This window comes from Microbacterium saperdae (assembly GCF_006716345.1).
Lineage (GTDB): Bacteria > Actinomycetota > Actinomycetes > Actinomycetales > Microbacteriaceae > Microbacterium > Microbacterium saperdae.
Genome location: NZ_VFOX01000001.1, coordinates 1,212,728 through 1,233,678, shown reverse-complemented (window position 1 = coordinate 1,233,678; position 20,951 = coordinate 1,212,728). Strand labels below are relative to the sequence as shown.

Below are 20,951 nucleotides of genomic sequence, written 5' to 3'. Positions count from 1 at the left end.
ATAGAGCGGTGCGCATCAGGATTGCGCCAGTTGCCGTCGACTCTCCCGACGCTCGGCCTGGCGCTTAGGATCAGGCACCGGCGCCGCCATCAACAGCCGCTGGGTGTAGGGATGCTGCGGGTTGCTCGTGATGACGGCAGAGGGTCCCGTCTCCACGATCTCGCCGTGCAGCATCACCGCGATCCGATGGCTGACGACGCGCACCACATCCAGGTCGTGCGTGATGAACAGCATCGCGACCCCGGTGCGCTCCTGCAGTTCGAGCAGAAGGTCGACGATCCGGGCCTGTGTCGACAGGTCCAGCGCACTCGTGGGCTCATCACAGATGATCAGCCGCGGGTTCAGCGCCAACGCTCGCGCGATGGCGATGCGTTGGCGCTGGCCGCCGGAGAACTCCCGCGCCAGACGACGACCGGCGTCCCGGGGCAGATGCACCTTGTCGAGGAGATCGCGCACGGTCTCGCGACCCGTCTTCTCCCCGTTCGCCAGGAGCGGCTCAGCGAGGATCTCCTCGATGGTCAACGCCGGGTTCAACGATGAGTACGGATCCTGGAAGATGACCTGGATGTCCTTGGCGAACGGCCGACGCTGTCGCCTCGTCAGGCCGGAGATGTCCTGCCCGTCGAAGATCACCTCTCCGCCGACCACGGGAGCGAGTCCCAGCACGGCCCGGCCGAGAGTGGTCTTCCCGGACCCGGACTCCCCGACGAGTCCCACGATCTCGCCGGGATGGATGTCCACGCTGACGTCGCGGATGATGTGCGCGGGCGGCTTACGGAAACCGCGCGACCGGTAGGCGACGTCGAGGTTCCGCAGCGACAGCAGCGGCTGATCGCGGACGGCGACCGGGGAGGTGATGTTAGTTGTGCTCATGATGTCCTGCCGTGGTGTTCAAGGGCTGACGCGCGGGACGGTTCGTCATCGACGACCCGAGCAGCATCTGCGTGTACTCATGCGTGGGGTTCTCGAAGAGAGCCTCCGCGGTGTCGGACTCCACGATGACGCCCTCGCGCATGACGCTGATGCGGTCGCAGATGTCCGCGACCACTCCGAAGTTGTGGGTGACGAGGACCATTCCGAGGTTCCGCTCCGCGCGCAGATCTCGGAGGAGATCGAGGACCTCCGCCTGGACGGTGACATCCAACGCGGTCGTGGGCTCGTCGGCGATGATCAGATCCGGATCACCCGCCAACGCCCCGGCGATCAGGATGCGCTGGGCCATACCGCCCGAGACCTGGTGGGGATAAAGATCGAACACGGCATCCGCATTCTTGATCCCGACTCGCTGCAGCAGCTCGACCAGCTCGCGCCGTGCTGCTCCCCGACCGATGCGCTTGACCGCCTGCAGACCGTAGATCAGTTGCTGACCAACGGTGAACGTGGGGTCGAGATTGCTCATCGGCTCTTGGGGAATGTACGCGATCTTGCGACCCCGGACGTTCTTGAACGCGGCCGGAGAGCCGAGCAGCTCCTGCCCCTCGAAGCCGATGCGCCCGCCGAGGATCACCGCTTCCTTGGGCAGGATGCCGAGCACGGAGAAGGCGACCTGCGACTTGCCCGATCCGGACTCCCCCACCAGACCGTGGATCTCGCCCGGTGCGACCGCGAGGTCGACGCCCTTGACCACCGGCACGACGGAGTGCGCGGAGTCGGGATACCCGAGGCGAAGTCCCTCGATGCGCAGCAGCGGCTCGATCGTGTCGGCCGCTGCGCGCGCGGCGGACGTCGTGGCACCTGGCGCATAGCCGGCATCGGCCTGAATCTTCGCGACCGCCTTCCGGGTCAGAGCGACGTGGCGGGATCCCGAGGTCTGCAGCGTGTCGCGCAGTGTGTTCCCGAGCAGGACGAGTGCGAGCGTGACCAGCGTGATCAGCAGAGCCGGCCACACCAGCGAGAGCGGTGCGACGTAGATGCCGAGGAAGGCTTCATTGAGCACACCGCCCCACGACGGCACCGTCGAGTTGCCGAGACCGATGAACTCGAGGGACGCCTGTGCGGCGATACCGGCAGCGAGGACGAAGGAGCTCTGGATGATGATCGGACCACGCACGGCGCGCAGGACGTGCCGGGAGATGATCCGAGAATCGGAGAGGCCAGCGACACGTGCCGCGTCGATGTACAGCTCGCTGCGCACGTTCACCACCAGGGTGCGCACGAGCCAGAAGTAACCAGGGAAGATCAGTAGGCCGAAGATGGCCATGAACACGATGATGTTCGGGCCGAGAACGGTGTACATCGCCACGAGCAGAACCATGCCGGGCAGAGTCAGGGTGATGTTCGCCACCCACGACAGCACGGCATCGACGGTGCCTCCGAAGTAGCCGGCCACCAGTCCGGTCGTGACGCCGAGTGCCAGGGAGACGAGCAACAGCACCACGCCTGCCTGCAGGGTTCCAACGGTAGCGATCAGCAGCCGCGAGAGGATGTCTCGACCGGCCATGTCACCGCCGAGGATGTACGGCCCCTGGAAAGGTGGCGCGTTCGTGAAGTCCAGGTTCGTCTGGTTGGGCGGGAAAGGCGCGATCCAGGGGGCGAGAATGCCCAGGACCAGCACCAGCAGAAGGAAGAGGGTGGAGACCAGGGCCACGGGGTTCCTGGCAAGTCTGCGAAGAACGCCGACAGGGGCGAGGTCGGTGGTGGCGACAGCGACCGTGACTGTTCCGGGTGCGACGGTCATGAGACACGCTCCTTCGGGTTGATCCAACCCGTGATCAGGGCAAGCAGGATGTTGACGATCACGACGACGCAGATGGTGAAGAGCACCGCGCCCATCACGATCGGGATGTCCCGCAGGATCGCGCTCGTGGTGAGCTGAGCGGCGACCCCGGGAAGCGCGAAGATCTTCTCGATGATGACCACGCCGCCCATGAGCCCGATGGTCTGCAGGGAGATGGTTGTGAGTCCGGGCAGTGCGGCGTTGCGGAGTGCGTGCCTCAGAACGATCGCCGTCTCCGGGACCCCGCGAGCGCGGAGCGTGCGGACGTAGTCCTGAGAAAGCGCATCCATCATCGCGCCTCGAAACTGCAATGCCGCGCCGGCGACGGAGGTGACGAGCACCGCAGTGACCGGTAGCACGAGCGTTCGGATCCATCCCTCCACGCTGTCGGTGGGACTCACGTACCCGGTGGCAGGGAACAGGGGGATCGCGACTGCGAGGGTGAACACCAGGATGATCGCGACGATGAATCCGGGAATCGCGCCGCCGAGAATTCCCCCGACCTGCAGCACTCGATCGATCCAACCGCCCTTCACCGCCGCGACGACGCCGACCACGACGCTGAGGATCAGCATCAGGATCACCGCGGTGATGACGACCGACAGAGTCACGGGGATGCGACTGCTGAGCACCACCGTCACCGGCTCGCCCGTGTAGTAGCTGCTGCCGAGGTTGCCGCGGAGGAGGTCGGCGACCCACTGCCCGTACTGCACGAGCACCGGCTGGTTGAGACCCAGCGCTTCGGTCCGCGCCTGAATCTGCTCCTCCGTGGCGCCCTCGCCGAGAACCTGCCTGACGAGACCCCTCGTGTTCGAGAACACGAGGAGGAAAGTGAGTCCGGTTCCGATCACGAGCAGGACCAGCGCCCCGAGCACTTTCTTGAGAATGAACTTCGACATGCGTTCTCCTTTGGGCGATGTCGGCGATTCGGGGTGGAGGCCACCGTGGGCGTCCTCCACCCCGAACACTGCGGTTTTGGTGCCGGTCAGTCCGCCGGTGCGAACGTGTAGAGGAACGGGTAGCTGCTGCCGGCGATCGGTGTCGCCGTCACGTCTTTGGCAGTCACCAGATACGCGGTCGGGGCCGCCCACGGCGCGAACCAGGCCTCCTCCATCACGATCTCCGAGACACGGTCGAAGATCTCATCCGCTTCGTCGCCGGTGGCGGACTGTGCCGCGAGGACGAGCGCATCGAGCTCGTCCGAGCCGGTGTGGAAGATGTTCCAGACCGACCCGCGGTGCACGATGTTGGCAAGATCCCACAGCGCCGAGCGGGACTCGATACCCAGAGAGATGACGGCGTACTTACCTCCGAGGACCTCCGTGAAGAACGACGTGATCGGAAGGTCCTCTTCCGTCACGCGGATGCCGATCTCACCGAGCTGCTGAACGACCATCGGGTTGGACTTGTTGAAACCGGGGATCGACGGGATGGTCAGGTCGAATCCGTCTGCGTAACCGGCTTCCGCCATCAGCTTGCGCGCGCCCTCGATGTCGTAGGGGTACAGCTCCTCGAGCGCCGGGTCATACAGGTCATTCTCGGCCTGGTACGGCTCAGACGTGGTGATGGCTTCGCCTCCGTAGAGGTTCTTCACGATGGAATCGCGATCCCACACCATGTTCATGGCCTGTCGCACCCGTGCGTCACCCAGCGCGGGCACCTTCTCGCCCGTGCGGTCGAAGATGAAGAGACCCTCGATCGTGCTGTTGCTGGTGATGCGATTGAACTGGTCCTCGGCGAACTGGTTCACGGAGGTGGGGGCGACAGTCGCGCCGTCGATCTGCCCGGTGCGAAGAGCCGAGATTCGAGCGGTCTCATCCTCGAGCACGCGGAGCTCGAGCTGTTCGTACGGGTAGGCGTCTTTGTTCCAGTAGTCCACGTTGCGGTCGAGGACGTAGATCGACCCTGAGGTCGTCTTCTCGGCATTGAGGACATACGGCCCCGAGCCCTGCGGGTTGGTGTCGGCGTCAGCGCCGTCGAAGAACGCGGGGTTCGCGATCGCTCCGAGCTGGACGGCCATGTACATCGGCATCAGGCCGTTGGGCTGGGGGGAATGCAGCGCGATCGTGGAGTCGTCCACCGCCTCGACTTCGACCCCCGCGAGGCGCCCGGAATCGGGGCCACCTGCATCGCGGATGTTCTCGATCGAAGCCTTGACAGCGGACGCGTCGACAGGGGAACCATCGGTGAAGGTCATCCCCTCCCGCAGCGTCAACGTCGTCGTGGTGGCATCCTCGCTCACCTCGAAGCTCTCGGCCGCGTTCGGAGACACGGAGCCATCGGGTTCGACCTTCAGGAGGGTGTCGTAGATCGACGACCACACCCAGCTGACGGTGCCACTCATGCCGGTCTGCGTGTAGTTGAGGATGGGTGTCGAATCCAGCGCCAGGGTGAGCTTCTGTGTGTCAGGCTCTGCCTGCCCTGCTCCGCCCGTACTCGCGCACGCGGTGAGCGAGAGCGCGACGACCGCCAGCATCGCTGTGGCGAGGCGACGAATGCCCCGGCGCTTGTAGACCGGTTCGGTCGCGTGTGCGACCTGTTCCGTTCCCGTCATTGCTGTACCTCCATTGGTCTCATACCGAACGCGGCATCGCGTCGGGAATAGCAACTCGTGCGCGGTCATCTTCAACCGGCTGAGCCAGAATTTATCAGCAGCAAATTTTTACCGCAAGTATATTTTCAGTAACGAAGAAGTCTTCAGCGAAGCGCACTGAAAACTCCTGATCCGGATCACTAAATGTGGAGATGGAGCCGCCGAGAGATCACGACGCGTGAACGCCGAGGAGGTCGATATCGTCTGCGAAAGCCTCCAGGTCCACGGTCGATCCCTCCCTGTGAAGCGCGCGCCAGCTCGCGCGATGCGCACTCTCGAAGATCGTCGGAGTCGTGGACGCCGCATCGGCCGTGCTGCACTCCACGCGAGCGGGCCGTGCCGTGTCGGCGCCGTAGAGCTCAGCGGTCACGATGCTGGCCGCCCCGTACGCCTGCACCCGATGCTGCAACACCCCCGCCTCAGTGGTGGATGCCTGAAGCTTGACGAGCAGAGCCCGCCCGCCCAGCGCGCCGTCGAGAGTGACAACCACGGACTTGCGTCCGCGGGTCGCGTCCCTCTCCACGAGCTGTCCGATGCCCAGCGCTCTGAGGAGTCGAAGCTGATCGAAGAGCAGGTCCGACGCCGAGGCAGGGCCACGACTCACCACAGTGATGGTGTCGAGTCCTTCCAGCTGAGGCGCGATGTCGTGAACGGCCGGATTGCTCGCAGCCGTCTCGCTCACGGCGAGGCGTGCTCCGGATGCCTCGGCCGCTTGCGCAAGATCGCGCACTGCCGCGGAGTCGTCCGGCCGCGGGTCGACGATCAGCGCGGTGGCGACTCCGGCATCGAGGTGCGCGGACACTCGTCCTGGCCACCCGGCTGCTCCGTCCGCTACCACGACATCGGCATCGCCCACCTCTGGCGCGCGCGCATAGCTCAGCGGCAGAGAAGCCAGAACCTCCCGAAAGAGCGGCTCAGCGCCCGAGTCGGCGTGGATCTTCACTGGTGTACTCATGAACGCGCGTCCTTTCGGAAGAGAGCGAATGATCGATCAGCGATCGTGACGACGAAGGTGAGATCGTCCACCAGGGACTGCAGCGCGGGTGCGTGGCTCGCGTCACCGTCGAGGATCTCGCCGATCACGCGCCACTCACTCTCGTACCCGTTGTGACCGAATGGGCCATGCACTGCGCGGGTGCCGTCGGCACGGATGACCGTGGCGGTCGCTGACCCTGCATGGACGAACGAGGGGGTGAAGTCGACATGCAACACGATGTCGTCGGAGATGACCTCCAGAGTCCAATGCGCGTCCCACTGCGCGTTGATGAGCCCGAAGATGTCGATGGTCCGCCCGCTGTCCTGACCGGAGATGGCGTAACCGAAGGGCGACAGCAGCTTCGCCGAGGTCACGTCGATCTTCTCCGGGGAGGGGACGAATCGTCTCACGAGTGGGAGATCGTGCACCGCGAGCCCGAGCACCGCCATCGAGAGCAGCCCCGCGCGCGCCTCGGCATCCATCTCACCGAATGCCGGCGGCGCGGGACGGCTGAGGATCTCGGTGGCGAGATCCTCGAACCGGTCGTTGAACGGGAGTACGATGCTCGACCGCACGGTGTGCGCGGTCTGCGCGAGTTCCTCCACCTCGGTCTGCACGGCGAGCCACCCGGGGTCGAAGGCATGCATCGCTCCGACGACCAACGGCACGCCGGTGCGCTCTGCGACCTCGACGATCCTGTTCGCCTCTTCGAGGGTCGTGGCCAACGGCTTCTCGCAGAACACCGCGCGTTTGCCCGCCTCCATGGCCGCGATCACCTGCTCGGCGTGCAGGGAGGGTGGCGTGCAGATCGCGACAACCTCGACCGCCGGATCCTGGATCAGGTCATCAAAGTCGGTGGTCGCGCGGGCGCCCGCTCGTGCGGCGACGGACTTCGCCACCGCCGCGTCGATGTCCATGACGACGGCGACGGCGAACCTGTCGCCGAGACGTGCCAGCGTCGGGATATGGATGGCCTGAGTCGCCGGTCCCGCGCCGACGATGCCGAGCCAGATGGGGTCGCTCACGTCGACACCTCCTCGAAGGACACCACGCGGCGGATGAACTCGAGGGACTGGGCGGCACTCTCCGCGGGCGTCGACGCGAAGGGAACATCCACCTCGACGACGAACCAGCCGGAGAAGTCAGGGGCGAGGGCACGGAGCACGCCTTCCCAGTCGACATCTCCGCGACCGGGCTCCCGCCAGACCTTTCGCGCATTGGTCGCCGCGAGGTAGTCGTCGCCGTGTCGCGCTGCGGCGAGGATCGCCTCGTTGTCGACATCCTTCACGTGGACGCTCAGAACGCGGGTCGAGTAGTCGGCGATCAGAGCCGCGGGGTCTCCGCCCGCCCACGCGATGTGGCCGGTGTCGGGCCCGAAGCCGAGCGAAGATCCCGCTGTACGGTCGAGCACCTCCCTGGCCTCCGCTTCCGTCTCGACGCCGGTGGCGACATGGGGGTGCAATCCGTACCGCACCCCCTCGATCGCTGCCGCATCGGCCGCGAGACGCATCCCCTCGGCGATGACAGCGATTCGCTCAGGGTCGAAGCCGACACCCTTGGCCGGGACTGCCAGTCGAGCCGGAACGATGTCTTCGGCGATGAAGGCGCGGTCCAATCCGAGTTCCGCATGCAGGGCAGCGTGCTTCTTGATCGACTCGACAAGCGCACCATGCTGATCGGCATCCGAGAAGTTGCCGGAGAAGTACCCCGGTGCGGGTGCGAATCCGTTATCCGAGAGAAGCGCACGATAGTCCGCGGTGGACATCTCGAGTGGCTTCTCGACCGTCAGATGCCGGTACCCGACGTCGTGGAGTTCTGCCATCGCCCGGGTCAGGACCTCTCGATCGAGGCGGTAGCCCAGATCGTTCAGGATCCAGGGGAGCGGGTTGATCGCGGGTGGGTGGGTCGTCGCCATTGGTGATCCTCCTTCAGCGACCGCCGGTGGTCGCTGGTGAAAACTTATCAAACGTAAAAATAAAACACCACACAAATTTTTGCTCGAGTTCGCTTGACATCGAGCGCGAGATATTGAACAGTCGTAAATATTGAGACCCCCTTCAAGGACGATTGGTGAGGACCCGAGCGATGACGCTGGACACACATGATGAGACGGGCTTCCGCCCGATCTTCGACGGCTCGACACTGTCGGGATGGCACGCCGAACCGCGCGTGTACGGAAGCCTGTATCCCGGAGGACCCCACCTGACGGACTACATCGAAGAGCATGGAATGAAGATTCCGGAGCACCCTGAGCTCCACGCGGCGCGGTGGTTCGTGGAGGACGGCATCCTGATCGGCGAGCAGTCGACGCCCGGCTATGGCGGCTACCTGGTCTCCGACGCGACCTTCGGCGACTTCGAGCTGGTTCTGGAAGCACGCCCGGACTGGCCGGCAGACACCGGTGTGATGCTGCGCCGCAAGACGGACGACTGGGCGGGTTTCCAGGTGTTGATCGATCACCGCGAATCCGGGGGAATCGGCGGATTCTTCGGCAACGGACTGGCCAGCTTCTCCGCTCTCCCGTTCGCCGTGGTCTCACGCCGGGATGAGAACGGCACCATCGTCGGCCTGGCTGCAGACGACCCCCCGACGAGCGTCGAGCCCGTGACCCCGGAGAAGATCGCGCGGCTCTCCTACGCCGCAGACGTGAACGACTTCCTCGACGCGTGGAAGTTCGGCGAGTGGAACGAGATCCGCATCCGCTGCGTCGGCGCCCTCCCCGTCATCACGACGTGGGTGAACGGCGTGAAGATCGCCGAGCTCGACACGGCGACGCTGGACTCTCCCGACTACGATCCGGACGCCGTCCTGGCACATCTGGGCACCCGTGGACACCTCGCCCTCGAGGTGCACGACAACGACGAGATGTTCGGAGATGCCCGGTGGGCACCCGGCGCCCAATGTCGCTGGCGAAACATCCGCGTTCGGGACATCGAGTCGCAGGAGCAGAGCGCATGAGCACCGTCGCCGTGTCGAGCTTCAGCCTCGTCCGAGCCCTCGGCCCCGTGAGGATGGAGACGCGGGGCGAGGACGGATCGCTCACGGAGATCGAGATCCCTCTGCCGCAGAAGCACACTCTCGAGGAGTTCTTCCAGCTCGCGAAAGACGAGCTGGGGGTGCGGGCGGTCGAACTCTGCCAGATTCAGTTCGACCGCTCCGATGACGAACGGGTGACAGAACTTCGCGCAGCACTCGATGCCTCCGACGTGGAGCTCCTCACCGTGCCGATCGATGCCGGAGACCTTTCCAGCGCGAACGCCGAGCATCGGGCCGACGATATCCTTCGCATCAAGCGATGGATCACCATCGCCGCCGACCTGAAGGCACGCTACGTGCGGGTGAACACGGGCAACGTCGCGGCCGGCAACCACGAAGGCGATCGCGCCGGACTCATCGCCGCACTCGTGGAGCTCTCCGAGTTCGCAGCGCAACGTGGCCTCATGCTCCTCGTGGAGAATCACGGTGGCGAGAGTTCCGACCCCGACTACCTGCTCTCGCTCCGTGCGGACGTCGGAGAGCACCGACTGGGCATACTCCTCGACCTGGGGAACTTCGAACCGCTGATCAGCGTCTCGCACGCGCGATTCCTCGGCGAATCCCCGATCGACACCGGGCTGGACACGGATCCTGTCTACGACGCCATCGCCCGGCTCGCGCCGGTGGCAGCACTGGTGCATGCAAAGGCGTTCGACAACGCCTCGGACGGCACGCCTCTTCTCGACCTCGAGCGCGCGCTGTCGACGGTCGCGAGCAGCGGATACAGCGGCGACATCAGTATCGAGTGGGAAGGCGTGCTCGGCGATCCGTGGGAACGGACGGCATCTGTCGTGCAGGCGGTGCGGCACCACTTCCCCGACCACGCCTGAGCGTCGAGAAGCCAACGATCGCGGGGCGGGCGGTCTTGTCCGCCCCGCGATCACGGTGCGCTTGTGCGCGCGTCGACCACGCGTAGTTCCGCCAGCGCGTCGGTGATGCCGGCAGCAGCATCGATGCGCGGGTCCGAGAGCGTCTGAAGCTGCAGCCCATCGGCGAGCGCCAGCAGCTTGCGAGCCTCCGCGTCGGGATCGACGCCCTCGCGAATGAGCCCGCGCGCCGCCTCATCGCGGATCGCCGCGGCGAAGAACTCGCGGCTCGTCGCGAATCGCTGTCGGAAGAAATCGTGCGCCGCGTGCTCACTGTGCACCGCCTCCGCCGCGTACGTGAGATAGAGATGAACGATGCCCGGAATCTGCCCTTGCGGCGCACCGCTGCCGCAAGGGCATCCAGGCTCGGCGTCCCCTCAAGTTCCGCCAGGTTCTCTTCGTCCCACCTCTCGATCATTTTCTGGAGAAGCTCTTCGCGGCTCGAGAAGTAATAGAGGATGTGCGCCGGTTCGATCTCCATCTCGCGGCCGATCATGCGCAACGAGATGTCCGGTATCTGTCCGCAGCGAGGACCCGCATGACGGTCTGGAGGATCTCCTCACAACGAGCCTCACCCTTCGGATACTCTCCACGTCGCGCCATGGCTGAACTTTACCAACATGCAAGATCAGTGATCGCGCGTCACTCGAGTGTGCGCGGCACGAAGGCGCGACGCCCCTCACACCATCGCTGCACGCTTACCCCTCAGGCCCACGGATGGGTCAATGCACGGACAGCGACCGCCCCTGACGCATGCGACCGGACATCGCTTCTGGGTTCAGGAGCGCGTCGATCCCGATCGCCAGCCCACCGGCGATCCCTGAACGGGCTCCGAGGCTCGGCTCCACGATGTGAAGATCGCGCGTGGCCAGAGGGAGCGCCTGGCCGTAGATCGTTGATCGAATACCGGCGAGCAGCTCATCACTGTCCTCGGAGAGCCCCCACCCCCCACCACGATCCGCACCAGGTTCAGGAGATAGACGAGATTCACGATCGCTTGCCCCAGCGCCTGGGCGCTTCGACCAAGCAGAGCCATTGTCTCCGGATCCCTGGCGGAGATCAGCTCCGAGAGAGTCTATCCGAGATCCTCGTCGCGCACCCCGAGCGCCCTGCCGACGGCTCCCGCCGAGGCCACGGCTTCGAGACATCCTCGACCGCCGCAGGAGCAGAGCGCATCGGAGTCGATCACGCGAAGGTGCCCGATATCGCCAGCGGCTCCGTCCGCGCCGCGCAGGATGGTGCCGTCAGCATTCACGATGCCCGCACCGATTCCTGTACCTACCTTCACATAGACCACGGGGCCCTGTTCGGGTGGCCGGGAACGTGTCTCGCCGAGAGCTCGCAGATTGACATCGTTCTCCAATATGACAGGAACCTCGAGTCGTTCCCGCAGCGTCGCGACGAGGGGATAGCCATCCCAACTCGGCAGGAGCGGCGGCCGAGCCACGGTGCCCGCTCGATGGTCCATCGGTGCGGGCACCCCACCACGACGACTCTCGGACGAGCTTCCACGCCGAGATCCGAAAGCATCGCGGTGAAGTAATCGCCCAGCATCGCGACCGTCCGTCCTGGACCTCTCGCCAGATGGATCTCGAGTTCGCGATGCGCGAGCACCCTCTGATGGAGATCGCACACCGTCAGGCTGGCGTGCGATGCTCCGCAGTCGACGACCAGAATGAGTCCGAAGAGCGGGTCGAGTTCAAGTTTCTCAACCGACCGACCTCCGCCCACGCGCACTGGGCTGCCACTAATGCGCAGAGTTCCCATCTGGATGAGAGCGCGCACTGACGCATCCACGATCGTTCTGGAAAGACCCGTCAGTCGGCCGAGCTCGGCTTTTGAGTCTGCGGCGCCGGAAGCTACGAGGCGGGCGATCGTCGACGCGACGACAGGTCGGCTGACGCTCGCGGAGAGCGAAGGAGCCGGCAGTGTGAGCGTGAACTCCACGAGTGCCTACCTCCTACTTGACCGCGCCCGCAGTCAAGCCCTTTTCGAAGTATCGCTGCAGCAGGACGTAAGCAAGAATCTCCGGAAGAGCGACGATGACCGACCCCGCAAGGACCTTGGTCTGGTCGTTCACGAATTTCCCGACGAAGAACTGGCTCAGCAACGTGACCGTCTGGTTGTCGGCGCTCTGCAAGAACACGAGAGGCAGCAAGTAGGCGTTCCAGCTGGTGATCAGGGTGAGGATCACGACGGTCGCCGCGATGGGGCGCGATAGCGGCAGCACGATCGAGACGAACATGCGCAGAGTACTCGCACCTTCCGCCCTCGCAGCCTCGAAGAGTTCGTTCGGGATGCCATCGAAAAAGCTGCGCACGATCAGAACGGTGAACGGAATCTGCAAGGCGGCCGTCGGGATGATGACCGCCCAGAGCGTGTCGTACAGCCCCGTCGCCGCGGCGGTGGCGAAAAGCGGCGTGATCAGGACGATCTCAGGGAGCGTGAGCCCCAGAAGCAGCAGTCAGAAGAAGAACTCCTTCGCCGGCACTCGGAGCTTCGAGAACGCGAAAGCGGCGAGAAGGGTGCAGATGAAGACGATAGCGATCACCGACAGCGCGATCACCGTGCTGTCGAGGAAGTACCGCCAGAGATTCGGAATCGCGAGGACGGCTTCATAGTTGCCCCACCCGCGGCCCCCGAAGGATCCCTGCACCGTTACCACCAGCGGGAACAGAAACGGGATGATCAGGAGGGTGGCGGCGATCTGAAGCCCGACCGCCGTTCTACGGGAGCGTGTTTCCAGCATCAGTTGGCCTTTCTCGCACGTTCGCGACCGCGACTCATGAAGACGATCGCGAGAGTGAGCGCTGGCCGTGACCCCGTTCGGTGGGCACTCTCTAATGGAGGATGTTCAGTATGGGAAACCAGCGCAAGGCATACACGCCTGAGTACAAAGACGAGGCTGTGAGGCTGGCGATTAGCACCGGCCGGCCGGTCGCGACGGTGGCACGGGAGCTCGGCATTGTTGAGCAGACGCTCGGCAACTGGGTCAAGGCTTACAAGGTCCAGCACGAGGCCGACGCGGGGGCGTTGTCCGAGACGGAGCGCGCCGAGCTTGCTCGGTTGCGTAAGGAAAACGCGGAGCTGAACATGGATCGGGCGTTCTTGAAAAAAGCGTCGCTCTTCTTCGCCCAGGAAGCGTCGGATACGAACGGGAAGCGTTCGAACTGATGCGGGTGGAGAAGAGCAACTTCACGATCGTGCGGATGGCCAGGCTCCTCGAAGTCGCTCGCTCCGGTTACTACGCCTGGCTCGGTCGGGCCCCATCGAAACGCGCTGTCCGCCAGGAGAGGATCGAGCAGAAGATTTCCTGGTTCCATGGCGAGTCTGACGAGGTGTCCGGGTCGCCGAATATCCTCGCTGATCTTCGTGAGGACGGTGAGATCATCTCTCGGAAGACAGTCGCGAAGACCATGCGTCGCCTCGGGTTGCGGGGCATCTGCCCGAAGCGGTGGCGGACGACAACGATCATCGGCCACGCTGATGCTTACCCCGCAGACGCCGCAAAACGGCAGTGGGATGTTGGAGCATTGAACCAGATATGGGTGGGCGACATCACGTATCTGCGCACCTCTTGGATTCCAGCAGTCGTCGCAACGGTGTGAACTATCCCGAGCTCAGTAAAGCACTCATCCGCTCCGTCGGAGTGTCCCAGTCCAGCGCCTTGCGCGGTCGGTCGTTCAGTTCGTCGGCGATCGCGGCGAGGGCCACGGCATCGTGGGTGCGGAGGTTTGTGCCTTTGGGCAGATACTGCCGGAGCAGCCCGTTGGTGTTCTCGTTCGTGCCGCGCTGCCAGGGTGAAGCGCGTTCGCAGAAGTGACCGCCATGTCCGTGGCAAGGGAGAAGGCCCGGTGCTCGCTCATCTCCGCGCCCTGATCCCAGGTGAGGGTCTTCTTCGGACGGCCGGCATCCCCTGCAACGCGGTGACGAGGCTGTCGCGAACAGCATCGGCAGTGCGCTCGATCGGAAGATGGCCGAGGACCACGTAGCGTGTGGTCCTTTCAACGAGTGTCGCGACGGCTGAACCGCTGCCGGCGCCGACGATCAGGTCGCCTTCCCAGTGCCCGGGGATCGTGCGGCCTTCGACGTCGGCGGGGCGCTGGGAGATCGGTGTCATCTCGTCGATGAACCTGCTCGTGCGCGTCGGCGGGTCACGGTGCGGTTTGCGGCGCGAACGACCACGACGCAGTGAGCCTGCCAACTCGCGTCTCAGCTCTCCATGCGCGTGGACATAGATGGCCTGGTAGATCGTCACGCAGCTCACGCGCATCCCCGGGTCATGGGGAAAGTCTCGCTGAAGCCGATGGCGGATCTGCTCCGGCGACCATCGTTTCTTGAGCTTGGCGGCGACATAGTCCCGCGGAGGGCCGTCGACCGCGAGCTTTGCTGCCCGCGGGCGTTCACGCCGCTTCGCAGAGACGCGGTGCGCCGTGTGAGGCAGATAGCCACTCCTGCTGACGGTGTTGCGTCTCACTTCACGGCTAATCGTCGAAGGCGCCCGCCCCATCATCGCCGCGATCTTCCGGATCGACAGACCGTCATCATCAGGTCCTTCAGCCGTTCTCGTTCGAGGAGGCTGGGGTAGCGGGCATCGATGACCTGCTCGACGCGGGCAATGGGGACACGTTCGCCTTGCACCCATGCAGTTCTCGGGTTCTTCACGTTCGCCAGGACCTCCCCGGGCCGGTAGAGCACCACTCTGCCGTCAGGGTAGATCCGGCCCTTGGAGAACACGCGGATGCCCTTGTCCCAGTCCAGCGCCTGGTGGGATTCGACGCCCAGCCGTTGGGCGGCCTCGCGGCGCGATACGCCCTCACGTCGAATCCGGAGGAACTCCTGCCGCTTCGCGTCCGCGTAAGCGCCCGTGAAGATCCCCGCCTTACGCGCCCAGGCGTAGCAGGTGACACAGTTGAAGCCGAGTTCGCGTGCGACCGCCGAGACGTTGCCGCTCACAGCGAGCCGTCTGAAGAACTCTGCCTTGTCCTCCGGGGTGTGCTTGCGCTGCGTGCTTCGCGGCGTCGACAGCCCCGCCTGCTTCATCCATCGGTAGCCGCGATCCGGACTCACTCCGGCGGCCAGCGCAGCTGCCCGCACCGATCCGCCCCGATCGATTAACGCCAGAAACGCCAACCTCTGCTGCTCCGTGTACTTCCTCGCCGGCATCTCCGCTCCTCGCCGCTGATGTTGCGACGACTGCTGGAATCCAAGGTCTACTTCATGATCCATACAATGCTGCGGATCCCCGTCCGACCTCGCTGGGGAGTCTTGCAGTGCGAGGGCAACGCCCAGGGTGGGTCGGTGCACGCAGAAGAGTTCTCCCCGGCCGGGCAGAGCTTTCCCCTTGCCCCTGTCGCAACCTGTCAGCGGTCGTCACCCGGGCGCCTTCACGGGATCATTCTCGGCCTGGCGAACGAGTTGCGCAGCGCTTCCGGATTGATACAAAGCTGATCCGCGATCCGTTCAATCGCTCCGGTCTTCGTCACGGCGTTACGACGAGCGCTCAACGCCGAGCGAGTGGCCTGGCTCTTCAACTCCTCGCCCCACTTCCTCGGCGCTGCCATAGCTCTTATCCTCCACAGATCTATGAGCCTCCCCCGAACCCGGCACATCAATCTCATCCACTCCAGTCAGGCGACGCTACCGCTTCTTCGCGGTTTTCGGCTCGAACCAACTGTCACGCCCCTGGGCACCGCGGTCAACACAGCCTTCAACCCCGTGCCTTTGCGGCGCTCTCATGGGCTGTGCTGCCTGCCATGCGTCTCATCGCCTGGGTGCTCGGTCATCGCCCTCTTTCTCGGACAGGCACGACCAGATCCACCGTCAATCAGACATCAGTCCCCCTGGTTGATCGTCGTCCGCGGTGGCGGCGATGGCTCGCACGAAGAGCAGGAGCCAGGTGAGGAGGAGGATGGAGCTGAGCAGTTCCATGGCGGTGAGATTGAAGTAGCCGATCGGCCACATGAGGAGCGCGACGACCCCGAACGCCGCAAGCACGATGACGGAGACGAAGGTGAAACTGCGAGGCAACCATGGCACCAGCCAGGTACTCGTGGCGATGAGTCCAGCGAACGCGACCGACATCGTGGTGGCGATGACAATGTGCAGAGGTTCGGCTTCATCGACGGACACCATCCCGACGCCGGCGAACAGGGCTCCGACGGTGATCAGCCACGCCCGCAGCACTCGGATCCGGGAAGTCGCGTCCGGGGCGGATAGCTGCTGGATGTCATGAGTGAGATGGTGGGTGAGCGTGATGATGACGAGGCCGGCGAACACGAGTGTGATGTTGAACGTGTAGGGCGAGAAGCCGTCGCCGCTACCGAGAGCACTGAAGTTGTGCTGCCACCAGGTGGTATTTCGCGCGGAGAGCATGCTCGCCAACCCGCCGCTGACCAGCAGCATGGCGAGGAGGTTCGCGATCGCCCGGGTGGTGAGTTGCGAGGCGGCACCGGTGAGCAGGTATGCCGCCACGGCGGCGACGGCGCCGGTGACGACAGCGGCGGCAGGCGGGTCGAGGGCGAAGTCGCGGAAGGCGAGCTGCAGCACAGCGAACACGGTTCCGGTGAGCAGGCTGACGACGATGACGGCGGAGACGGTCAATGCGACCGTGTCCACCCCGATCCGCCACCTCACCCCGATGCTGAGAGGACGCGGCCGCGTGCTGCGGACCAAGCGCAGGTAGTTCGTCGCGAACGCCACCCCGGCCGACACGCCAGCCAGGAACGCTGCCGTCACCCCGACAGATCTCGCCCCGGAGAGAGCAGCCGGCTCGCCAGCGAACACGAAGGCGCCAACGACGATCCCCACGACAAGCGCGACAAACGCGAACGCCAGCGCACGAGACTCGGCCGCCACCGCACCACGCATCAGTACGCGCAGAGAGTCCGGAGACGAGGATTTCTTCTCTGAACGTCGAGACCCGCGACGGCTGGACTTTTCTTCCGTCAGCGAAAGGTTCATCGGTGTTCCCGCCTGCGTTCCGCCGGGCCAGTTGGCGACGGCACGAGGTCGGGGTGGTCGCGCCACGCTCCTCCCGCAATGCTCATGACCATCGCATTGACCGTAGCAACCAGCGGCACAGCGAATAGTGCTCCGGGGATGCCTGCGACGATCGATCCGCCTGCGACGGCGAGGACGACCGCGAGGGGGTGCACTTTCACGGCGGAGCCCATGATGAGCGGTTGCAGGACGTGTCCTTCGAGCTGTTGGACGAGGAGGACGATACCCAGCATGATCAGCGCGATCACCCATCCGTTGTAGACGAGTGCGATGAACACGGCGACCGCGCCGGTCACGACGGCGCCGATGACGGGGATGAAGGATCCCAGGAACACGAGCACGCCGATCGGGATAGCGAGCGGGACTCCCAGCAGTGCTGCGCCGAGGCCGATGCCGACCGCATCGATGAACGCGACGAGGATCTGCACCTTCACGAACGACTGCAGGGTCGCCCATCCGGCACGTCCCGCCTCATCGGTGGCCGGGCGGGCGCGGCGCGGGAACAGGCGCACGATCCAGGCCCAGATCCGATCTCCGTCGATGAGGAAGAACAGCGTCGAGAACAGGGCCAGGAGGACGCCAGCGAAGACATGGCCCACACTGGAACCGAACGCCGCAGCCCCGGACGCCAGCGCCGCTCCATCCTCCTGAATCATCGCCCAGACCTGTTGGACGAAGGCATCCAGGTCAGCCCCGGACACCTGCAACGCAGACTCCGCAAGGAACTTCCGGAACTCCGTGAAAGACGCCACCGTCTGCTCAGCAAGTCCTCCAAACCCTGACGTGATCTGCGTGACCACCAGATACCCCAGTGCTCCCACCACCACCAGAACGCTCAGCTCGGCGACAGTGATCGCCGCCCAGACCGGCCACCGGTGCCGAGTCAGAAAATTCTTGAACGGGACGAGCAGCGCAGCCAGCACGACCGCGATCAGCAGCGGGATCACCAGCAACCTCAGCTGCACCACGAGAAAGCCGATCACCGTGAGCACTCCGACGATCGCGAGGATCCGCCACGACCATGCGCCGGCGATCCGTATCCCCACCGGGAGCACCTCAGCCTCCGTCGTTGACCAGGCCTGCGGTTCCGTGCGTCTTCTGAACAGCGGCATCTATCCATCTTTCCGGTCGATGTCGCGAGCTGCGGGGACTCGGCGTGCCGCGTCCCGGGCAGCAGGAGCCATCACGGCGGCGGCGATCGCGATCGCACCGACAACAGCGCAGACCCAGAACCCCCCGGTGAACGCAGCATCCGCCGGTGCACCAGCAGAGGTGCCCTGAGAGGAGAGCACAGCGCCGATCACCGCGGTGCCGAGGCTGCTGCCCACGGTCCGCATGATCGTGTTCACGCTGATCGCTTCCCCAGTCTGCGTCGCGGGGACGCTTTCAATGATCGCGTTCGACGTCGCCGCCAACGCGAACCCCACTCCCACGCCGGTCAGCGCCCCGGACAGCACGACCTGCCATAACTGATCGTGTCCGACAGCGGGAACAAGGAACGCGAGCATGGCGATCGCCGAGCCGATCAGCATGGGGAGCTTCGCGCCCGCCTTGCGGACCAGGAGACCCGCGATCGGTCCGCTGACCACCATCATCGCCACCGTCGGCAGCAGGAACAGACCCGAAGCGGTGACCGACACCCCGAACCCGTACCCGGTCGCCGTCGGTAACTGCAGCAGGGTGGGCACCAGCACGAAGGTCCCGAACATCACGAACCCGAAAGCCAATGCGACCAGGTGGGCTGTCCATACTCCCCGGTTCCGCCACAACGGAATATCGATCAACGGCGCCGACAGCCGCAGCTCCACCAGCACAAACACCACCAGCGCCACACCCCCCACGATCAGCAGCGACACTGTTGCCACCGAGGCCCACCCCCACGTGGCCCCCTCCCCGATACCCAGCAGCAACGCCACCAACGACACCGTCAAGATCCCCGTGCCGAGAAGATCGATACGACCCGGTGTTTTCACCGGCGAATCCGGCATTCCGAAGATCGCGCCGAACAACGCAATCACCACCAACACGGCAGGCAACCAAAACAGCCACCTCCACGAGAGCGCCTCCACGATCGGGCCCGCCGCCACGATCCCCACCCCCGCACCGACGCCGAAAATCGCCGACAACAATCCGATCGTCACACCCACCCGATCCGGATCCAACTCATCCCGCACCACACCGATCGACAACGGCATGATCGCCCCCGCCGCCCCCTGCAATACTCTCGCCATGATCAGCACCGTCAAGTTCGGCGCCACCGCAGCCAACACGGTACCGACCAACAGGAGAACCAGAACGACGATCAGCACGCGGCGCTTCCCGACCATGTCTCCCAGACGCCCCAGCACCGGGGTCAGCACCGCCGCAGCCAACAGATACGCCGTCAGCACCCACGACGCATCCCCGGTCGACACCCCCAAGTCATGGCCGATCGAACCCAACGCCGGAGCAACAAGTGACTGCAGCACCGCGAACGACAACCCGCCCAACGCCAAGTACGCAACGAGCAGCGCTCCATTCGTATGCCGCTCCCCCGCCGCTCGAGCGGCCCCCGCACCCCGACGAGACGACGAACTCGACATGCCACTCCTCATGTAAACAAGCGCTGACTTAAGTAGACTACTACTTACACCAAGCGTGTCAGCCGTCGTTTATCTGAGAGGTGGACGCGAAGGCTGCGGTGACGACGATGGAGACGATATGAACACGCCCGACGAACCGGCCGGTGCCGAGCGCTTGCCCGCAACACAACGCGCGGGCCGGGCGCGAAACGCGACCGCCACCCGCCAGCGACTCCTGGACGCGGCCCGATCTCGCTTCGCTCGGGATGGGTACGGCGCAACCACCGTTCGCGACATCGCCACCGACGCCGGCGTGAACGTCGCGCTCATCAACCGCTATTTCTCCTCCAAAGAGGGCCTGTTCGAGGCGTGCATCACGGACGCAGGTAAGCACCTCAGCCGTCACCGCCGCGAAGACATGACCGCTCGGGGAGACGTCACTGTCGCGGGTATTGCAGACACGATCCTGCAACGACTCGGCGAGCTACCGTCCGCAGCGGACTCTGTCCAAATTCTCCTGCTGCTGCAACGCTCCGGCGACGAGAGAGCAGACGAACTACGTCGAAAAATTCTGCGCTCATTCGCCGAACGCATGGCCGCCGCATCCGGATGGGCCGCCGGCGAGACCGACACGGACGCAGCACTCCTCCGCGCCCAGGTCGCACTCGCCGCAGTTCTCGGGGTAGTACATCTCCGCTCAACGACCGGGCTGCAACCACTCGCCGCAGCCACCGACACCGACCTCGAAGGCCCAGTACGAGACCTCCTCACCGCACTCCTCACCCCCACCGAGTTGCCGCGCGTCTGGGCATCCGACTGATCAACCATTCGAAAACCTGTGAGCACAGCCCTGTTCAGGTTCGGACAGGGCTAGCTAAGCCGTACGCCCGGCGTTCGCGAAGTCGCGCACGTACCAACGTGCACCACGCTCCACGGCCCGAAGAGGAGGAACTTCAGCCCGTTCCACAGCGCCCAGAAGAAGGCCAGGTAGAGCCACTCGCTCCATCCCCGCTCGATGAGTCCGGTGCAGGTGGCGGCGAGGGTCTGTCCGATAAACAATGAAGATGTTCTTGACGGCTTCGGCCGGGGCTGACCTGCTGTTTAACTGACACGGCGTGTGCCGTTGTCCTGACACCGACGAGTCGTCTCGGCCGAGGTTCGCCGTCACTGTCCCGGAGCCTCTCGGGGCCAGGTGGAACGT

The 20,951-nt window shown here is 64.8% G+C and carries 20 protein-coding genes and 2 pseudogenes; 5 read left to right on the top strand and 17 right to left on the bottom strand.

The annotated features are described in order from the left end of the window. Nucleotides 1–15: 15 nt before the first annotated feature. The 7 genes from FB560_RS05850 to FB560_RS05820 all read right to left on the bottom strand — a co-directional run bounded on the left by FB560_RS05850 (nt 16) and on the right by FB560_RS05820 (nt 8,200). The gene (locus FB560_RS05850; protein ID WP_141871498.1) at nt 16–873 is read right to left on the bottom strand and encodes an ATP-binding cassette domain-containing protein; all 858 of its coding nucleotides are present in this window, start codon (nt 871–873) and stop codon (nt 16–18) included. Beyond that, a complete protein-coding gene (locus tag FB560_RS05845; RefSeq protein WP_141871497.1) occupies nt 860–2,677 on the bottom strand; it encodes a dipeptide/oligopeptide/nickel ABC transporter permease/ATP-binding protein in 1,818 nt (605 codons plus the stop codon). The genes FB560_RS05850 and FB560_RS05845 overlap by 14 nt, the downstream gene beginning before the upstream one ends. Beyond that, the gene (locus FB560_RS05840) at nt 2,674–3,615 is read right to left on the bottom strand and encodes an ABC transporter permease (RefSeq protein ID WP_141871496.1); all 942 of its coding nucleotides are present in this window, start codon (nt 3,613–3,615) and stop codon (nt 2,674–2,676) included. The genes FB560_RS05845 and FB560_RS05840 overlap by 4 nt, the downstream gene beginning before the upstream one ends. An 86-nt stretch (nt 3,616–3,701) precedes the next feature. Then, nucleotides 3,702–5,270, bottom strand: coding sequence for an ABC transporter substrate-binding protein (locus FB560_RS05835; RefSeq protein ID WP_170198065.1), 1,569 nt, complete (start codon nt 5,268–5,270; stop codon nt 3,702–3,704). Nucleotides 5,271–5,478: 208 nt separating this feature from the next. Then, a complete protein-coding gene (locus tag FB560_RS05830; protein ID WP_141871494.1) occupies nt 5,479–6,264 on the bottom strand; it encodes a hypothetical protein in 786 nt (261 codons plus the stop codon). Then, the gene (locus tag FB560_RS05825) at nt 6,261–7,310 is read right to left on the bottom strand and encodes a Gfo/Idh/MocA family protein (RefSeq protein WP_229673387.1); all 1,050 of its coding nucleotides are present in this window, start codon (nt 7,308–7,310) and stop codon (nt 6,261–6,263) included. Before FB560_RS05825 ends, FB560_RS05830 begins: the two co-directional genes overlap by 4 nt. Continuing rightward, a complete protein-coding gene (locus FB560_RS05820) occupies nt 7,307–8,200 on the bottom strand; it encodes a sugar phosphate isomerase/epimerase family protein (protein ID WP_141871493.1) in 894 nt (297 codons plus the stop codon). The genes FB560_RS05825 and FB560_RS05820 overlap by 4 nt, the downstream gene beginning before the upstream one ends. Nucleotides 8,201–8,370: 170 nt before the next feature. Here FB560_RS05820 and FB560_RS05815 point away from each other — a divergent pair, with 170 nt between their 5' ends. Together FB560_RS05815 and FB560_RS05810 are read left to right on the top strand one after the other, a co-directional pair. Further along, complete coding sequence (locus tag FB560_RS05815) at nt 8,371–9,243, top strand: 3-keto-disaccharide hydrolase (RefSeq protein ID WP_141871492.1); 873 nt, start codon at nt 8,371–8,373, stop codon at nt 9,241–9,243. Next, nucleotides 9,240–10,151: a sugar phosphate isomerase/epimerase family protein gene (locus FB560_RS05810; protein ID WP_170198064.1), complete on the top strand. Its 912-nt coding sequence runs from the start codon at nt 9,240–9,242 to the stop codon at nt 10,149–10,151. Before FB560_RS05815 ends, FB560_RS05810 begins: the two co-directional genes overlap by 4 nt. A 50-nt stretch (nt 10,152–10,201) precedes the next feature. Here the strand turns inward: FB560_RS05810 and FB560_RS05805 are convergent, their stop codons facing one another. The 4 genes from FB560_RS05805 to FB560_RS20895 form a co-directional block, all read right to left on the bottom strand. Then, nucleotides 10,202–10,504, bottom strand: a complete 303-nt coding sequence (locus FB560_RS05805) for a TetR family transcriptional regulator C-terminal domain-containing protein (protein ID WP_267901912.1) — start codon at nt 10,502–10,504, stop codon at nt 10,202–10,204. Nucleotides 10,505–11,262: 758 nt separating this feature from the next. Next, nucleotides 11,263–11,667, bottom strand: coding sequence for an ROK family protein (locus FB560_RS21155; protein ID WP_188895296.1), 405 nt, complete (start codon nt 11,665–11,667; stop codon nt 11,263–11,265). Nucleotides 11,668–12,147: 480 nt separating this feature from the next. After that, nucleotides 12,148–12,642 carry a carbohydrate ABC transporter permease gene (locus tag FB560_RS20900; protein WP_267901911.1) on the bottom strand — a complete coding sequence of 165 codons (495 nt, stop codon included), beginning with the start codon at nt 12,640–12,642 and terminating at the stop codon, nt 12,148–12,150. Nucleotides 12,643–12,651: 9 nt separating this feature from the next. Then, nucleotides 12,652–12,936, bottom strand: coding sequence for an ABC transporter permease family protein (locus tag FB560_RS20895; protein WP_229673388.1), 285 nt, complete (start codon nt 12,934–12,936; stop codon nt 12,652–12,654). A 110-nt stretch (nt 12,937–13,046) separates the two neighbouring features. On the opposite strand from FB560_RS20895, the gene FB560_RS05790 reads away from it, so the two are divergent. Both FB560_RS05790 and FB560_RS05785 read left to right on the top strand, forming a co-directional pair. Then, the gene (locus tag FB560_RS05790; RefSeq protein WP_170198061.1) at nt 13,047–13,361 is read left to right on the top strand and encodes a transposase; all 315 of its coding nucleotides are present in this window, start codon (nt 13,047–13,049) and stop codon (nt 13,359–13,361) included. Further along, a complete protein-coding gene (locus tag FB560_RS05785) occupies nt 13,361–13,795 on the top strand; it encodes an IS3 family transposase (RefSeq protein ID WP_141871487.1) in 435 nt (144 codons plus the stop codon). Before FB560_RS05790 ends, FB560_RS05785 begins: the two co-directional genes overlap by 1 nt. A 1-nt stretch (nt 13,796) precedes the next feature. Here the strand turns inward: FB560_RS05785 and FB560_RS05780 are convergent. From FB560_RS05780 to FB560_RS05765, 6 genes and pseudogenes are all read right to left on the bottom strand, one after another. Further along, nucleotides 13,797–15,230 (bottom strand): annotated as a pseudogene (locus FB560_RS05780) (IS30 family transposase). Beyond that, nucleotides 15,225–15,353: pseudogene (locus tag FB560_RS21095) on the bottom strand (transposase); the annotation flags it as partial. The pseudogenes FB560_RS05780 and FB560_RS21095, both read right to left, overlap by 6 nt. A gap of 221 nt (nt 15,354–15,574) precedes the next feature. Further along, nucleotides 15,575–15,751: a hypothetical protein gene (locus tag FB560_RS20665; protein ID WP_170197991.1), complete on the bottom strand. Its 177-nt coding sequence runs from the start codon at nt 15,749–15,751 to the stop codon at nt 15,575–15,577. A 259-nt stretch (nt 15,752–16,010) separates the two neighbouring features. Then, nucleotides 16,011–17,045, bottom strand: a complete 1,035-nt coding sequence (locus FB560_RS05775; protein WP_141871486.1) for a hypothetical protein — start codon at nt 17,043–17,045, stop codon at nt 16,011–16,013. Nucleotides 17,046–17,146: 101 nt separating this feature from the next. After that, entirely contained in the window at nt 17,147–18,301 is a 1,155-nt protein-coding gene (locus tag FB560_RS05770) for an AI-2E family transporter (protein ID WP_141871485.1), read from the bottom strand. Then, complete coding sequence (locus FB560_RS05765) at nt 18,302–19,771, bottom strand: MFS transporter (RefSeq protein ID WP_141871484.1); 1,470 nt, start codon at nt 19,769–19,771, stop codon at nt 18,302–18,304. A 118-nt stretch (nt 19,772–19,889) separates the two neighbouring features. Between FB560_RS05765 and FB560_RS05760 the strand changes: the two genes are divergently transcribed. Then, nucleotides 19,890–20,570 carry a TetR/AcrR family transcriptional regulator gene (locus FB560_RS05760; RefSeq protein ID WP_141871483.1) on the top strand — a complete coding sequence of 227 codons (681 nt, stop codon included), beginning with the start codon at nt 19,890–19,892 and terminating at the stop codon, nt 20,568–20,570. The last annotated feature ends 381 nt before the right edge of the window (nt 20,571–20,951 follow it).

What these genes read in the sequence shown, in the direction of transcription:
- FB560_RS05790 (WP_170198061.1), top strand. Translation starts at nt 13,047, where the DNA reads ATGGGAAACCAGCGCAAGGCATACACGCCTGAGTACAAAGACGAGGCT.
- FB560_RS20895 (WP_229673388.1), bottom strand. Translation starts at nt 12,936, where the DNA reads ATGCTGGAAACACGCTCCCGTAGAACGGCGGTCGGGCTTCAGATCGCC.
- FB560_RS05840 (WP_141871496.1), bottom strand. Translation starts at nt 3,615, where the DNA reads ATGTCGAAGTTCATTCTCAAGAAAGTGCTCGGGGCGCTGGTCCTGCTC.
- FB560_RS05760 (WP_141871483.1), top strand. Translation starts at nt 19,890, where the DNA reads ATGAACACGCCCGACGAACCGGCCGGTGCCGAGCGCTTGCCCGCAACA.
- FB560_RS05770 (WP_141871485.1), bottom strand. Translation starts at nt 18,301, where the DNA reads ATGCCGCTGTTCAGAAGACGCACGGAACCGCAGGCCTGGTCAACGACG.
- FB560_RS05835 (WP_170198065.1), bottom strand. Translation starts at nt 5,270, where the DNA reads ATGACGGGAACGGAACAGGTCGCACACGCGACCGAACCGGTCTACAAG.
- FB560_RS05815 (WP_141871492.1), top strand. Translation starts at nt 8,371, where the DNA reads ATGACGCTGGACACACATGATGAGACGGGCTTCCGCCCGATCTTCGAC.
- FB560_RS05845 (WP_141871497.1), bottom strand. Translation starts at nt 2,677, where the DNA reads ATGACCGTCGCACCCGGAACAGTCACGGTCGCTGTCGCCACCACCGAC.
- FB560_RS05820 (WP_141871493.1), bottom strand. Translation starts at nt 8,200, where the DNA reads ATGGCGACGACCCACCCACCCGCGATCAACCCGCTCCCCTGGATCCTG.
- FB560_RS20665 (WP_170197991.1), bottom strand. Translation starts at nt 15,751, where the DNA reads ATGGCAGCGCCGAGGAAGTGGGGCGAGGAGTTGAAGAGCCAGGCCACT.
- FB560_RS05810 (WP_170198064.1), top strand. Translation starts at nt 9,240, where the DNA reads ATGAGCACCGTCGCCGTGTCGAGCTTCAGCCTCGTCCGAGCCCTCGGC.
- FB560_RS05850 (WP_141871498.1), bottom strand. Translation starts at nt 873, where the DNA reads ATGAGCACAACTAACATCACCTCCCCGGTCGCCGTCCGCGATCAGCCG.
- FB560_RS05785 (WP_141871487.1), top strand. Translation starts at nt 13,361, where the DNA reads ATGCGGGTGGAGAAGAGCAACTTCACGATCGTGCGGATGGCCAGGCTC.
- FB560_RS05830 (WP_141871494.1), bottom strand. Translation starts at nt 6,264, where the DNA reads ATGAGTACACCAGTGAAGATCCACGCCGACTCGGGCGCTGAGCCGCTC.
- FB560_RS05765 (WP_141871484.1), bottom strand. Translation starts at nt 19,771, where the DNA reads ATGTCGAGTTCGTCGTCTCGTCGGGGTGCGGGGGCCGCTCGAGCGGCG.